11 protein-coding genes are annotated in these 14,489 nt (G+C 72.4%); 9 read left to right on the top strand and 2 right to left on the bottom strand.

Features of this window, described 5'->3' with window-relative positions:
• Positions 1 to 15 precede the first annotated feature (15 nt).
• The 4 genes from ACIA79_RS31785 (at position 16) to ACIA79_RS31770 (ending at position 5,610) form a co-directional block, all read left to right on the top strand.
• The gene (locus ACIA79_RS31785) at positions 16 to 2,490 is read left to right on the top strand and encodes a glycoside hydrolase family 2 protein (RefSeq protein ID WP_399431877.1); all 2,475 of its coding nucleotides are present in this window, start codon (positions 16 to 18) and stop codon (positions 2,488 to 2,490) included.
• A complete protein-coding gene (locus ACIA79_RS31780; protein WP_399431876.1) occupies positions 2,487 to 3,551 on the top strand; it encodes a LacI family DNA-binding transcriptional regulator in 1,065 nt (354 codons plus the stop codon). Before ACIA79_RS31785 ends, ACIA79_RS31780 begins: the two co-directional genes overlap by 4 nt.
• A gap of 183 nt (positions 3,552 to 3,734) precedes the next feature.
• A complete protein-coding gene (gene manA, locus ACIA79_RS31775) occupies positions 3,735 to 4,931 on the top strand; it encodes a mannose-6-phosphate isomerase, class I (protein ID WP_399431875.1) in 1,197 nt (398 codons plus the stop codon).
• Entirely contained in the window at positions 4,921 to 5,610 is a 690-nt protein-coding gene (locus ACIA79_RS31770) for an alpha/beta fold hydrolase (RefSeq protein WP_399431874.1), read from the top strand. Before manA ends, ACIA79_RS31770 begins: the two co-directional genes overlap by 11 nt.
• 99 nt (positions 5,611 to 5,709) lie before the next feature.
• On the opposite strand, the gene ACIA79_RS31765 is transcribed toward ACIA79_RS31770, so the two are convergent.
• Positions 5,710 to 6,195 (bottom strand): YybH family protein, encoded by a 486-nt coding sequence (locus tag ACIA79_RS31765; protein ID WP_399431873.1) that lies wholly within the window; start codon positions 6,193 to 6,195, stop codon positions 5,710 to 5,712.
• A 190-nt stretch (positions 6,196 to 6,385) separates the two neighbouring features.
• Between ACIA79_RS31765 and sigJ the strand changes: the two genes are divergently transcribed.
• Both sigJ and ACIA79_RS31755 read left to right on the top strand, forming a co-directional pair.
• Positions 6,386 to 7,321, top strand: a complete 936-nt coding sequence (gene sigJ, locus ACIA79_RS31760) for an RNA polymerase sigma factor SigJ (protein ID WP_399431872.1) — start codon at positions 6,386 to 6,388, stop codon at positions 7,319 to 7,321.
• A gap of 662 nt (positions 7,322 to 7,983) precedes the next feature.
• Entirely contained in the window at positions 7,984 to 8,178 is a 195-nt protein-coding gene (locus tag ACIA79_RS31755; protein ID WP_399431871.1) for a hypothetical protein, read from the top strand.
• Positions 8,179 to 8,452: 274 nt separating this feature from the next.
• Here the strand turns inward: ACIA79_RS31755 and ACIA79_RS31750 are convergent, their stop codons facing one another.
• On the bottom strand, positions 8,453 to 9,085 hold the full coding sequence (locus tag ACIA79_RS31750) for an RNA polymerase sigma factor (RefSeq protein ID WP_399431870.1): 633 nt from the start codon (positions 9,083 to 9,085) through the stop codon (positions 8,453 to 8,455).
• A gap of 805 nt (positions 9,086 to 9,890) precedes the next feature.
• Here ACIA79_RS31750 and ACIA79_RS31745 point away from each other — a divergent pair.
• The 3 genes from ACIA79_RS31745 to ACIA79_RS31735 all read left to right on the top strand — a co-directional run.
• Complete coding sequence (locus ACIA79_RS31745; RefSeq protein WP_399431869.1) at positions 9,891 to 11,384, top strand: MFS transporter; 1,494 nt, start codon at positions 9,891 to 9,893, stop codon at positions 11,382 to 11,384.
• 166 nt (positions 11,385 to 11,550) lie between these two features.
• Entirely contained in the window at positions 11,551 to 12,318 is a 768-nt protein-coding gene (locus tag ACIA79_RS31740; protein WP_399431868.1) for a thioesterase II family protein, read from the top strand.
• Positions 12,319 to 12,686: 368 nt separating this feature from the next.
• Positions 12,687 to 14,489 (top strand): type I polyketide synthase (locus tag ACIA79_RS31735; protein ID WP_399431867.1); only part of this gene is annotated, 1,803 nt, incomplete at its 3' end.

The raw sequence follows: 14,489 nt of genomic DNA, 5'->3' as shown, positions 1-14,489 counted from the left end.
CACGAGGAGTCCCGCATGAAGGTCCGCACCGCGCTGTCCCAGGGCTGGACGCTGCGCCTGAACACCGACCGCCACACCCCCGCGCAGGCGCCTCCCGGACTGGCCGGGACCGCCGTACCGGCGCGGGTGCCCGGCTGCGTCCACACCGACCTGATGGCGCAGGGGTGGCTGGCCGACCCGTACCTCGACCGCAACGAGGACGACGTGGCGTGGGTGGGCCGTGCCGACTGGACGTACACGACCGCACTGCCCCGGCGGGACGGCACGCACGAACGCGCCGACCTGGTCTTCGACGGCCTCGACACGGTCGCCGCCGTGCACGTCGGCGGCCGGCTGCTGGGCCGCACCCGCAACATGCACCGGTCCTACCGGTACGACGTCACCGAGCTGCTGGCGGACGGGCCCGCACCGCTCGACATCACCTTCACCTCCGCGTACACCGAAGCGGAGGCGATGCGGGCCGCGCTGGGGGAGCGGCCCAACTCCTATCCCGAGCCCTTCAACTACATCCGCAAGATGGCCTGTTCGTTCGGCTGGGACTGGGGCCCCACGCTGGTGACGGCCGGTGTGTGGCGCGAGGCCCGGATCGAGCAGTGGTCCACGGCCCGGCTGGCCGAGGTCCGCCCGCACGTCACCGTCGCCGGGGACGGCACCGGGATCGCCGAGATCGTCGTCGGCCTCGACCGCACGGAGACCGGGCAGGACAAGCCCCTGCGGCTGGTGGCCGCCGTCGGTGACGCGTCCGCGGAGGTCACCGTCGCCCCGGGCGAGTACACCGCCACGGTGACGGTGCGGGTCCCGGACGCGGAGCTGTGGTGGCCCCGCGGCTACGGTGACCAGACGCTCCACGGGTGCACGGTCGTGCTCGGCGACCCCGACGGCGGCGGGGCCCTCGACACCTGGGAGCGCCGCCTGGGCTTCCGCACGATCGAGCTCGACACGGCCGCGGACGAGCACGGCAGCGCCTTCACCCTGGTCGTCAACGGGACCCCGGTCTTCGCCCGGGGAGTGAACTGGATCCCCGACGACGCCTTTCCCTCCCGCGTCACCGCCGACCGCTACCGCCACCGCCTCACCCAGGCGGCCGAGGCCGGCGTGGACCTGGTGCGCGTGTGGGGCGGCGGCATCTACGAGGACCGGGCCTTCTACGACCTGTGCGACGAGCTCGGTCTGATGGTCTGGCAGGACTTCCTGTTCGCCTGCGCCGCCTACCCGGAGGAGCAGCCGCTGCGGTCGGAGATCGAGGCCGAGGCCCGGGAGAACGTGACCCGGCTGATGCCCCACCCGTCGCTGGTGCTGTGGAACGGCAACAACGAGAACCTGTGGGGCTTCGCCGACTGGGAGTGGGAGCGGACCCTCGCCGGCGACTCCTGGGGCGAGGGCTACTACCTGGGGCTGCTGCCCCGCGTGGTGGCGCAGACGGACCCGACCCGGCCGTACTGGGCGGGCAGCCCCTGGTCGGGCTCGTGGGACCACACGCCCAACGACCCCGACCACGGCACCGCCCACTCGTGGGAGGTGTGGAACCGCCGCGACTACAGCGACTACCTCGCCACGGTGCCGCGCTTCGTCGCCGAGTTCGGCTGGCAGGCGCCACCGGCGCTCGCCACACTCGAACGCGCCCTGTCCGACCGGCCGCTGACCGCGGACACCCCCGGCATGCTGCACCACCAGAAGGCGGAGGACGGCAACGGCAAGCTGAACCGGGGACTCCTCCCGCACTTCGCGCAGCCCGCCGACTTCGACACCTGGCACTACCTGACCCAGCTCAACCAGGCCCGCGCGGTGGCCGCGGGAGTCGAGCACTGGCGCTCCCACTGGCCGCGCTGCGCCGGCACGGTGCTGTGGCAGCTCAACGACTGCTGGCCGGTCACCTCCTGGGCGGCGATCGACGGCGACGGCCGGCCCAAGCCCCTCTGGTTCGAGCTGCGCCGCCTGTACGCCGACCGGCTGCTGACCATCCAGGACCGCGACGGCGACCTGGTGCTCGCGGCCTGCAACCAGACCGCGGAGACCTGGGAGACCACCGCCACCGTCCGCAGGGTCGGGGCGGACGGAGCGGTCCTGGCAGCCGCCGAGGTGCCCCTGAAAGCCACGGGGCGCGAGGTGGCGCTGGAGCGGCTGCCGGAGTGGGTCACGCACTTCGGTGACGTCACCGGGGAGTTCCTGGTCGCCGACGCGGACGGGCTGCGTGCGGAGCACTTCGCCTGCCCGGACCGCGCGTTCGCCCACCCCGCCGCCTCGTACGAGGTGCGGGTGAGCGAGGACGCCGTGAACGGTGCGCTGGTCACCGTCACGGCCGGCGGGCTCGTACGGGACCTGCTGCTCCAGGCCGACCGGCTGGATCCGCACGCCCGCACCGACCACGGGCGGGTGACGCTCCTGCCCGGCGAGAGCGCGACGTGGCGCGTCACCGGCTGGCCGCGGCCCACTGCGGAGGCCGCCCGCGCGGCGCTGTTCTGCGTCAACGGCGACCGGAGCCGTCCGTGAGCGAGGGGACGGCACGACGGCCGGGGCGCGTCACGATCACCGATGTGGCGGCCCGGGCCGGTGTGTCCCGGGGAGCGGTGTCCCTGGCCTTCAACAACCGCCCAGGCGTCTCGAAGGCCACCCGCGAACGCATCATGGCCGCCGTCGCCGAGCTGGGCTGGGTGCCGCACCAGGCCGCGATCAAGCTGTCCGGTTCGGCGACCGGCGCGGGGGACACCGTCGGTCTGGTCATCGCCCGGCCCGCGCGGCAACTCGGCCTGGAGCCCTTCTACATGGAGTTCATCTCCGGGGTCGAGTCCGTCCTGGAGGAGCAGGGGTGCTCGCTGCTGCTGCACCTCGTGCGGGACACCGCCCAGGAGATCGCCGTCCACCGCCGGTGGTGGCAGTCCCGCCGGATCGCCGGCTCCATCCTGGTCGACATCCAGCAGAACGACCCCCGGATCACCGAGCTGGCCGCGATCGGACTGCCGGCCGTCGCCGTCGGCCACCCGTCCCTGACCGGCGGCTTCACCTCGGTGTGGACCGACGACGAAACCGCGGTGCACGAGGCGGTGCGCTACCTCGCCGCCCTCGGACACCGGCGGATCGCCCGGGTGGGCGGTCACCCGGCGCTCGGGCACACCGTGATCCGTACCGCCGCGCTGAACGCGATCGTGGCCGAACTGGGGCTGGAGCCGGCCCGCAGCGTCACCACCGACTACTCCGGGGAGCAGGGCGCCCGGGCGACCCGGTCGCTGCTCGCCTCCCGGGAGCGGCCCACGGCGATCGTCTACGACAACGACATCATGGCCGTCGCGGGTCTGTCGGTGGTCGCCGAGATGGGCCTGAGCGTGCCGAGGGACGTCAGCCTGATCGCCTGGGACGACTCCCAGCTGTGCCAGCTCACCCATCCGAACCTGTCCGCCATGAGCCACGACGTCTTCGGTTTCGGCGCCGACGTCACCCGCCGGCTGTTCGACGTCGTCCACCGCCGCAATCCCCCCTCGGGCCCCGTCGCGACGCCCGCGCTGCTGCCCCGCGGCAGCAGCGCGCCGCCGCGCGGCACCACCACCACCCGCTGACCACCTCTGCCGCCCCGCCGGCCCCGACCCGGCGGCCCGGCACCGGCCCGCCGCCCTCGCCCGCCGAGGGCGGCCCTTTCCGCGTGCCGTCGCGCGCCCTGCCGCGCCCCCGCCCAGGCGCCTCCGTGTCCCGTCGCCTGTCCTGTCCCGTGTCCTTTCGCCCGTGCCCTTCCGGAGCGCCCCATGCCCCTTCCCTCCCTCCTGGCCCCCGTCGTCCGCACCTACGCATGGGGGTCACGCACCGCGATCCCCGCCCTCCTCGGGCGCCGGCCCGACGGTGAGCCGCATGCCGAGCTGTGGTTCGGCGCACACCCGGCCGCGCCGTCACTGCTCACGGGCCGGCCCGGCGCCCCGGACCTGGCGGCCGCCATCGCCGCCGACCCGGCCGGCGAACTGGGAACGGCGACCCTGGCGGCCCACGGCCCGCACCTGCCCTTCCTGCTCAAGCTGCTGGCGGCCGACCGGGCGCTCTCGGTGCAGGTGCACCCCACGCGGGAGCAGGCGCGGGCCGGCCACGACCGCGAGGAAGCGGCCGGAATTCCGCTCGACGCCCCTCACCGCACCTTCAAGAACCGCAACCACAAGCCGGAACTGCTCTGCGCGCTCGGCCCCTTCGAGGCACTCTGCGGCTTCCGGGACCCGGCCCGGACGGCCGCGCTGCTCGATGCGCTGGCCGTGCCAGGACTCGACCGCTGGGCGGCGCTGCTGCGTTCCCGGCCCCCGCGGGACGCCCTCGGGCACGTCCTGCACGCAGCGCTGGACGCCCCCGCGCGCCTGGTGCGCGCCGTCGCCGCCGCCCTGCCCTCCCTCTCCGCGTCCACGAGCCGCTGGAGCACGACCGCCGCCGCGTACGCCACCGTGGCCGACGACTTCCCCGACGACCCCGGGCTCCTCGCGGCGCTGCTCCTCCACCACGTCCGCCTCGACGCGGGGGAGGCCCTGTACCTGGCGGCGGGAGTGCCGCACGCCTATCTGCGGGGGACGGGTGTGGAGATCATGGCCAACTCCGACAACGTGCTGCGCTGCGGCCTGACCGACAAGCACGTCGACACCGCGCTCCTGAGCGCCATTGTCGACCGCACCCCGATGCGGCCGTCCGTCATCCGCCCCACGCCGACGGCGGTGCCGGGAGAGAGGCGGTACGCATCACCCGCGACGGAGTTCGCCCTGTCGCGCGTGGACACGGGCGCCGAGGCCGTGTGCCTGACCGACGCCGGACCGCAGGTGCTGCTCTGCCTCACCGGCGAGGCGCGTCTGGAGCAGGGCCCGGCCCTCCGTCCGGGCGCCGCCGCGTTCATCCCGGCCGGCTCCCCCTGCGAGGTGTCCGGCGCGGGGGCGGTGCTCCACCGCGCGCGGGTGCCCCTCGGCGGTGCCTCGTGAAGCTCGCGACCCGGTCTGGGGCGACGGCCCCCGTACGGCCGTGCTGGTGCACCGCATCATGACCGACTCGCGCAGCTGGAGCCGCGTCGCCCCGGCGATCGCCGAGCACGGCTACCGGGTCGTCGCCGTGGACCTGCCCGGACTCGGGGCCGGCGCACCCGCCCGGACCTGCACACCCCGCCGCGCTCGCGGGGGCCTGCTGCACACCCTGCCCCCGGCCCCCCGACTCGCCATCGGCCACTCGCTGGGCTCGGCCGCGCTGCTGCTCGCCGTACCCGGACTGCGCTGCGCCCGCGCGGTCCACTGCGACCCCGCCTGGCTGGCGCGGCGCCGGGACCTGGACGCCCTGCGGGCCGTCCGGCACGCCACCCGGCGGGAGTTGCGTGCCGCGCATCCCCGCTGGCACGACGACGACATCACCGCCGAGCGGCACGCCCTCGCCACATGGGACCCCGCATCGGTGACCGCCCTTCAGCACCTGCCCGGCCTGCCGGGTGCCCCGGCCGTCCCCTCGCTCGTCGTGCTGGCGGGCCCCAGCGAGCGGATCCCGCCGGCGGAAGCCACGACGCTCAGCCGTCGCGGCTGGCGCGTACGCACGGTGGACGGTGCGGGGCACACCGTCCACCGTGACGATCCGGCCGGCTTCCTCCGGGCCCCTCGCGGCTGGCTGCTTGCTTGACGTTTTCCGAACGCTGCCGGGATTCCGTGACCGGGCCCCCCGTGCGATCGCACGGGGGGCCCGGACGGCCTTCCTCATTCCCGGATCGCGAAGGGCCCCTTACCGCGGGCCGTTGCCGGCTCCGAGTTCCTGGCTCTGCGGCCGGGCAGGCGTGAAGTCGTCCGACGGGAACCAGACGTGGAGGGTCTCGGGGTCGATCGGCAGGGAGATGTGCTCGTGCGTGATCAGCCACCTGCCGCCGGACCGGCGGAAGCACACGCTCGACCGCACCCACATCGCGGTGTCGAGCCCGTTCGTGCGCTTCCCCGAGTCGAGATGGAGCATGTGGGCGAAGGCGAGGTCCGCGTCCGTGCTCGCGACGGTGAGCTCGTGCGTCTCCAGGCCGATGGGGCCGTCGTAGGCGCCGAACCACCGCAGGAAGTTGCCGCGGACCGCTTCGTGTCCCATGAAGCGGAGGGGCGGGACCGCGTCGTAGTAGACGATGTCGTCGGCGTACAGGGACATGAGCCGGTCGATGTCCTTGGCCCGGCTGGCCTCGACGCGGCTGTCGAGCAGCGCCCTGATGTCGGACTCGTACGAAGTCATCGTGTTCCCCTGTTCCGGCGCGTGCCATGCGCGCAGTGGGCCGGACGCGGCGTCCGGCGGAGCGGTGCCGCTCCAACCCCTGTGACAGGACAGCCCGGCGGTTTGTGAGGCCGGCGCACCGCCTCACAAACCGCCGGGCTGTCCTGTCATGACCGATGACGGCGATGTCCATACGAAGACGGGGGAGACCGTGACCATCCAGCCCGGACCGGGGTACGACCTGAGCGATCCGCACCTGGCCGCCCTCGCAGGGGAACGGCGCCGGCTGATCAACCTCGCCTACCGGCTCCTCGGCTCCCTGTCGGAGGCGGAGGACGTGGTCCAGGAGACCTACGTCCGCTGGTACGCCATGCCCCGGCAGCGGCAGGAGGCGGTCGAGTCGGTCGGCGCCTGGCTGACGACGGTCGCCACCCGCATCTGCCTGAACCTGCTCGGCTCGGCCCGGGCCCGGCGCGAGCGGTACGTGGGGCACTGGATCCCCGAGCCGCTGCCGGGACCCATCGAGTCCGACGGGTCGCCGGGCGGGCCGGCCGGCGACCCGGCCGACCGCGTCACCCTGGACGAGTCGGTCACCATGGCCTTCCTGGTGCTGCTCGAGTCCATGACCCCGGCCGAGCGCGTGGCCTTCGTCCTGCACGACGTCTTCCGGTACTCCTTCACCGAAGTGGCCGGGATCGTCGGCCGCAGCCCGGCCGCCTGCCGTCAGTCGGCCTCCTCGGCCCGCCGCCGGCTGCGCGACGGGCGGCCGCCCGCCCGGCCGGTGCCGGCCGGGCGGGCCGCCGGCGTCGTCAGGGACTTCAAGCAGGCCTGGGCAGCCAAGGACGTCGGCGCCCTCATCGGCCTGCTCGATCCGGCCGCGACGGCGGTCGGTGACGGAGGCGGCCGCGTCTCGGCCGTGCCGTACCCGATCGAGGGCGGCGAGCAGGTGGCGCACTTCCTGGTCCGGATCGCGGCGAAGGCAACCGGCCTGACGTTCGACGAACGGACCGTCAACGGCCGCCCCGGCCTGGTCGCCCGGCACGCCGGCGCCACCGTGGCGGTGTACGCGTTCCACGTCGCCGGCGACCGCAGCACGCACATCTGGGGTGTGCTGAACCCGGAGAAGCTCAGGCCGTGGACCACATGACGGCCAGCCATCCGGCCGGGCGGGCGGACATGGTCCACGGCCGGGCGGCCGGAGCGGGTGCCCGCACGGCGTGAGCCGCCCTCGGGGAAGGGCGGAGCCATGCGGATTCGGCCTTTTCCGCGGCTTGTTCCGTCTCTCTCCGGCAACTCCGGGATGGCAGCGGGGGGCTCGTGGAGTTGGTGACGGACATGGATGGTTGTTCGTGCTCGTGCAGATGCACGGGATTTCCGCAGTCCGGGAGTCTGCCAACGGCGCCGCGTGGCATGTGGATTGGGCGTCCCCGCCGTGGTCCGGTGCCGGCTGCAATTGTCCGACCCGCACCAGGCATTCACGGAACGTCCACGAGCAGACGGTCGCACGGTGGTTCGACCGGCGAGATCCGGGGGAACGTACCCCGAGTAACGGGGGGTTCGGCGCACCGTGTCGACCTGACACAGGCGCCCTGCCCGCCCCGGCCGTCCGGCGCACCCCAGTACGCTGACGTGGTGGTTGACGGCTCCCGCGCCGGCCGTGCTGCTCGCGGCCGCGCTCGGATCCGGCACCGGCGAGGCGCCCCGACATCCCCGGCGGTACCGGGGGACCGCTATTGATTCTTTTGAACAGCGCGTATAGCCTGGGCTACTGGTTAATGAATAAACTAAATTCGGCGAAAGGTGGGTGGCATGAACGACGCGGGCGAAGTCAAGGCGGCAGAATCGGGTGACGAAACGCTGGCCAGGCTTACCGGTGCTCTCGGGCGGCCGCCACTGAGCATGCTGGAGAACGCGAAGGCGCTTTTTCCGTTCCTTTCCGGCGGGAATGGCGACGGAAATGCCGATCCGGTATCCGTCGCACCGGCCGACCGGGTGCGCGGCTGAGAGCGGGAGCCCCCATTTCCTGACGGCGCCGGGATATTACCCGCGCGTAGCGTCCGGGCGTGGCGAACGGGCGGTCTCCTCATGGCATCGCTCAGCATGGGAAACACCTCCCCTGCGCCCCCGGCCGCTTCCCCTGTCCGTCCGTCCGCCGGGAGGACGCGGCGGGGGCGTGCTCCGGTTCCGCGGATGCGGAAAGTGCCTTCCCGCCGGGACGACCGGGCTGTGCGAGCCCGTCGTGCCGGCCGGAAGGCACTTTCGTGTTGCGGTGGGTCGGTCAGCGGTGCTGTTCCAGGGCGAAGGTCCGCAGGCCCGAGCGTGTGATCGCGTTGAGCAGCTCCGCGGCCTGCTCCGAGCGCTCCGTCTCGCGCTGGAGGAGCTTCGCCAGGTGGGCGAGGCAGCGCGACCGCACCGGTCCGAGTGAACCCCTCGGCATGCCGAGGGTGGCGCTGATCTCGTCGTAGGACATCGGCGGGTCCGTGACCAGGAGCCCGAGCAGGGCCTGGCACTTCGGCGAGAGGGCGCAGTACGCGAGCAGCACCTCGTTGTCGCGTTCCTTCGCCAGCGCCGCCTCCTCGGGGAGGTTCTCCGAGGGCTCGGAGCGGTCGAAGACCGGCGAGTCCCCGACCGGGACGCTGCGGCCGGACTTCTCGATGTGCTTCAGGCTCTCCCGGCGGGCGGACACCGCGATCCACTGGGTGAGCTTCTCGGGATCGCGGAGCTTGCCCAGGTGCTGGATGACGCGCATCCAGGTCGTCTGGCTGACGTCCTCGCAGTCGGCCGTGCTCAGCCGGTGGCCCCGGGCGATCGCCCAGATCAGGGGCGTGTACCGCTCCACGATGCGGTTCCAGCCGTCCTGGTTTCCTGCTATGCAATCGTCTACTAGCTCGTTCAGGGTAGGCGTGCGCATATATCCCCCGGTTTTGTCTGCTTCCCCAATTACCGCAGGCCGACAATAGTGATGAGCCGCAGTAATGAGCCATGCTACCCCGGAGTGTTTTCCCTCCCGTTACTCGGAAGGACCCCCGGGGTTGGCTTTCGAAAGAACTTAGACGTATAGCGTGCTACACCGTCTCATCAGTGACTGTTACAGAGACTCGTGAGGCCAATGCAAGTCGACTGGAATGTGACTGTCCCTCCCCCCTACCCGTTTACTATACGGGGCCGCCGGAGCAGCGTGTCAATCGACAACCTTGTAACCGGGCGCTTGAATTTACGCTGGGGAGCGCCTGGTTGATGTCTTGGTCCAGTCCATCGGGGAGCGCCTCGTTCCGCGTGCCGCGAGGGGCGGGATCACGCCGCGCACGAGGGGGAGTTCGGGTGGACCGGCGGTGCGCTGCCGGGCTCCGCGGCGCGGCGCGGCGGCCGAACCGGCCGCCGGCCTGGTGCGTTGTGCGGTGCGCGGGCGGGCCGCGCCGGCGGAGGTCCCGTCGGGCACTGACACCGACCGGTGGCAGAACCGCTCCGGGCCGTCCTCCCGCCCGCTGTTCGTCGGCAGCGTCGGCGTCGGCGGCGGGCCGTATACGACCCTCCGCGGCGGGCGGCCGACGGCGACCGCATCGGATGTGACGTCCGCCACATCAGCCGTCGAAGTCCGTCCCGGATGTATCCGGACCGGCTGCCGCCGGATCTGGGTCCACAGGCAGAGGGGCACCGTCCGCTCGTGGGGAAGACAACCGGTGGTCCCGCGGGTCGCAATCGTTGGGAAGGCAACCGTGACCGTTGAACGTAACCCATGGCCGGCTCTAGGCGCGCTGATCGCCGGGTTCTCCCTGATCGTGCTGGACATGAGTGTGGTGGCGGTCGCCAACCCCGCGATCATGGAGGCGCTGGAGGCCAGCGTCTCCGGAGTGATCTGGGTGACGAGCGCCTACCTGCTCACCTACGCGGCGCCGCTCCTGTTCACCGGGCGCCTGGGTGACCGCTTCGGCCCGAAGAACGTCTACCTGGTCGGCCTGGTCGTCTTCACGCTCGCCTCGCTGTGGTGCGGCGTGGCCGACAGCATCGAGACCCTGATCGCGGCCCGTGCCGTGCAGGGCTTCGGTGCCGCGCTGATGACGCCGCAGACCATGTCGGTGATCACCAAGATCTTCCCCTCGGACAAGCGCGGCGCCGCCATGGGCGCGTGGGGCGGATCCGCCGGTGTCTCCCTCCTGCTGGGCCCCGTCATCGGCGGTCTGCTGGTCGACTCCGTGGGCTGGGAGTGGATCTTCCTGATCAACGTGCCGATCGGTGTCATCGCCTTCGCGCTGGCGTGGAAGCTGGTGCCGGCGCTGGAGGCCAAGCACCACAAGTTCGACCTGCTCGGCATCCTGCTGTCCTGCTCGGGCATGTTCCTGCTGGTCTACGGCCTCCAGGAGGGCAACAACAAGGACTGGTCGGCCACCATCTGGCTCACCATCGGCGCGGGCCTCGTCGTCCTGGTGCTCTTCGTGGTGACGCAGGCGCGCAACAAGAGCGAACCGCTGCTGCTGCTCAGCCTGTTCCGTGACCGCAACTTCGCGCTGGCGAACATCGGCATCGCGGCCATGGGTGCCGCCGTCACCGCGATGACCGTCCCGTCGTACTTCTACCTCCAGGGAGTACGAGGGCTCTCCTCCATGGAGTCGGCCCTGATCTTCGCGCCGCTCGCGATCCTCACCGGCGTCTTCTCCCCGATCGTCGGCAAGCTGTCCGACAAGGCGCACCCGCGCACCTTCACCACCATCGGCTTCGTGCTCTTCGCCGTCACGATCGTCGCGTACAGCCAGTTGATGGAGCCGGGCTCGCAGCTGTGGATGTTCTCGGCGACCGCCGCCCTCACCGGTATCGCCAACGGCATGGCCTGGGGCCCGCTGGGAGCCATCGCCACGCGCAACCTCCCCGTGCACCAGGCCGGCGCGGGCTCGGGCATCTACAACACCAACCGGCAGATGGGCGCCGTGCTCGGCAGCGCCGCGGTCGGTGCCCTGTTCGTCAACCGGATCGAGGAGCACCTGCCGCAGATCGGCGGCACCGGCGGCCAGTTCGAGGGCAGCCCCAGCGCGATCCCGGCCGTCGTCCACGAGCCCTACAGCACGGCCCTCAGCGAGACGGGCCTCCTGCCCGTCGCCTTCCTGCTGCTCGGCGCGATCGCCTGTTCCCTGTTCCTCCGCTTCCCGCCGCAGACGCAGGAGGCGCAGGACGACGCCGACGGCGTGGCCCTGCAGAAGACCGAGAAAACCGCCTGAGTTCCGCGCGGCGGCCCGCGGCGCCCCGGTCCCCGGGCCGCGTCGCGCCCCGCCGCGCCACCGTTTCGAGCAGGCGCAGTCAGTTCCCACCGCACCGGGACGCGCACACAGTCGGCCCGACAGCGTCCCGGCGCGGCTGTCGGGCAGGTAAGGGGGATGGTGCCGTATGGCCACCACAGGAAATTTCGCACTCTGGATCCGTCAGCTGGCGTCCGCGGAGAACCCCAGGGCGCGGCTGATCTGCTTTCCGCACGCCGGCGGCTCGGCGAACTTCTACTTCCAGTTCGCCCGCGGCTTCGGCGGGCTGGGGCTGGAGGTCCACGGTGTCCAGTACCCGGGCCGCCAGGACCGCCGGCACGAGCCCTTCCGGGACTCGATCGAGGAGCTGGCCGACGAGATCGGCGAGCTGATGGGCGAATGGAAGGACCTGCCCGTCGTCCTGCTGGGCAACAGCATGGGGGCGCTGGTGGCGTTCGAGGTCGCCCGCCGCATGGAAGCCATGGGCAACCCGCCCCTGTCCCTCTTCGCCTGCGGCCGGGTGGCGCCCACGCTGCGCAAGGACGAGCAGACCCACCTCAAGGGCAAGGACGCCTTCCTCAAGGAGATGTCCCTGCTCGGCGGCATGGGGAACGAACTGCTTCAGGACGAGGAGATCCTCGACCTCATCCTGCCTCCCATGCGCGCGGACTACCGGATGGCGGAGACGTACTGCGCCGCGCCGGGGACGCAGGTCTCCGTGCCGGTCCACGTGCACATCGGCAGGACCGACCCCAAGGTGAACGAGCCCGAGGCGGCGCAGTGGAGGCTGAGCACCACCGGGGAGTTCAGCCTGGACACGCATGAGGGCGGCCACTTCTTCTTCACCGAGAACGGCGACCGCCTGACGGACGCCGTCAGCAGCTCGGTGCGGGACGCCCTGGCGGCGAAGGCGTGAGCCGGGTCCCGTGACCGCACCCGCGCCCCGCGCGCACGCGTGACCATCGAGGTCCCGCACGACCGGCCCCGCCCGTCGTGCGGGACCTCGGCCGTTCCACGCGCCCGGCCCGCGGGCCGCGGCCGGCCGCGTACGGGCCTGGACCCTGCGTGCGCGCGGGTGGCAGGCGCCGACGTCCGCCGTCCGGCCTCCCGGGGCCGTCAGGGCGGCAGTTGCATGACAAACCGGTGAAGTACCCGGCCCCGGCGCCGAGTACACCTGGCCCGGAAAAAGTTTCGAGGATTGGCTGTATCTGGAGGACCCCCCGCCGGATCTAGCACATCGACCACATGGTCGCCTGCATGAGTCCGAAGGTGGGGGAGACAAGCATGGCCTTCGAGAAGCCCGACATCGTCGGAGCCCTGCGCAAGTCGCTCAAGGAGACCGAGCGTCTGCGGCGTCAGAACCAGCAACTGCTCGACCAGGCGGGCGAGCCCCTGGCGATCGTCGGCATGAGCTGCCGGTTCCCGGGAGGCGTGACCTCGCCGGAGAGCCTGTGGTCGCTGGTCGCCGAAGGGCGCATGGGGATCTCGGAGTTCCCCCAGGACCGCGGCTGGGAGCTGGACAGCCTCTACGACCCGGACCCGGACCACCCCGGCACGGCCTACACGCGCCACGGCGGCTTCCTCGACGGCATGGCCGAATTCGACGCCGAGTTCTTCGGCATCAGCCCGCGCGAGGCCCTCGCCATGGACCCGCAGCAGCGGCTGCTCCTCGAAGGCGCGTGGGAGGCGTTCGAGGACGCCGGCATCGACCCGCTGACGATGAAGGGCAGCGACACCGGCGTCTTCTGCGGACTCATGTTCTCCGACTACCAGTTCGTCGCGGGCCTCAGCGACCGGCGCCCGGAGATCGAGGGCTACCTCTCCATCGCGTCGTCACCCAGCGTGGCCTCCGGACGCATCAGCTACACCTTCGGCTTCGAGGGCCCCGCTGTCACCGTCGACACGGTGTGCTCCTCCTCCCTCGTCGCGATCGACGTCGCCGCCAAGTCCCTGCGCGCCAAGGAGTGCTCGCTCGCCGTGGTCGGCGGAGCGACGACCCTCGCCCGCCCCAGCGCCTTCGTGGAGTTCAGCCGCCAGCGCGCCCTGTCGCCGGACGGACGCTGCAAGGCGTACGCGGCGGCGGCGGACGGCGTCGGCTGGGCCGAGGGCATGGGCCTGCTCGTCCTGGAGCGGCTGTCCGACGCCCGGCGCAACGGGCGCAGGATCCTGGCCGTCGTACGCGGCAGCGCCGTCAACCAGGACGGCGCCAGCAACGGCCTCACCGCGCCCAACGGCCCCTCCCAGGAGCGGGTGATCCGCCAGGCCCTCGCGTCGGCCGGCCTCACCCCGGCCGATGTGGACGCGGTCGAGGGCCACGGCACCGGAACGCCGCTGGGCGACCCCATCGAGGCGGAGGCGCTGCTGGCGACGTACGGCCAGAACCGCACGAACGGCCCCCTGTGGCTCGGCTCCATCAAGTCGAACTTCGGCCACACCCAGGCCGCGGCCGGCGTGGCCGGCGTCATCAAGATGGTGATGGCGATGCGGCACGCGACCCTGCCGCCGACCCTGCACGTCGACGCGCCCTCCCCGCACGTGGACTGGGCGTCGGGCGAGGTCCGGCTGCTGACCGAGGCGCGCCCGTGGCCCGCGGGGGAGCGGCCCCGCCGCGCCGGCGTGTCGTCGTTCGGCGTCAGCGGCACCAACGCCCACGTCATTCTGGAAGAGGCCCCCGGCACGGAGGCGGCCACACCGCGCGAGCCCGCCGCGGAGAGCGGCAGCGGCGTCCGTCCGCCGGTCCTCGTACCGCTGTCGGCCCGCGGCGACGCGGCGCTGCGCGAGCAGGCCGACCGTCTCCGGGCGCACATGATCGCCCGCCCCGAGCTCGACCACCTCGACATCGGCTTCGCCCAGGCCCTCACGCGCGCCCACCTCGAACGCCGCGCCGTCATCGTGGCCACCGACCGCGGCGCCCTGCTGACCGGCCTGAGCGACCTCAGCTCCGCCGAGCCGGCCGCGAACGTCGCCGAGGCGCAGGTCGCAGGTTCCGCCGTGAAGCCGGTGTTCGTGTTCCCGGGGCAGGGGGCGCAGTGGGTGGGGATGGCGGTGGAGTTGCTGGATTCCTCGCCGGTTTTCGCCGCGGAGATC

Origin of the sequence: Streptomyces sp. NPDC051310, from assembly GCF_044455245.1 — a bacterium.
Lineage (GTDB): Bacteria > Actinomycetota > Actinomycetes > Streptomycetales > Streptomycetaceae > Streptomyces.
Note: the sequence above shows the minus strand (reverse complement) of the source record. Positions and strands in the feature narration are given on the sequence as shown.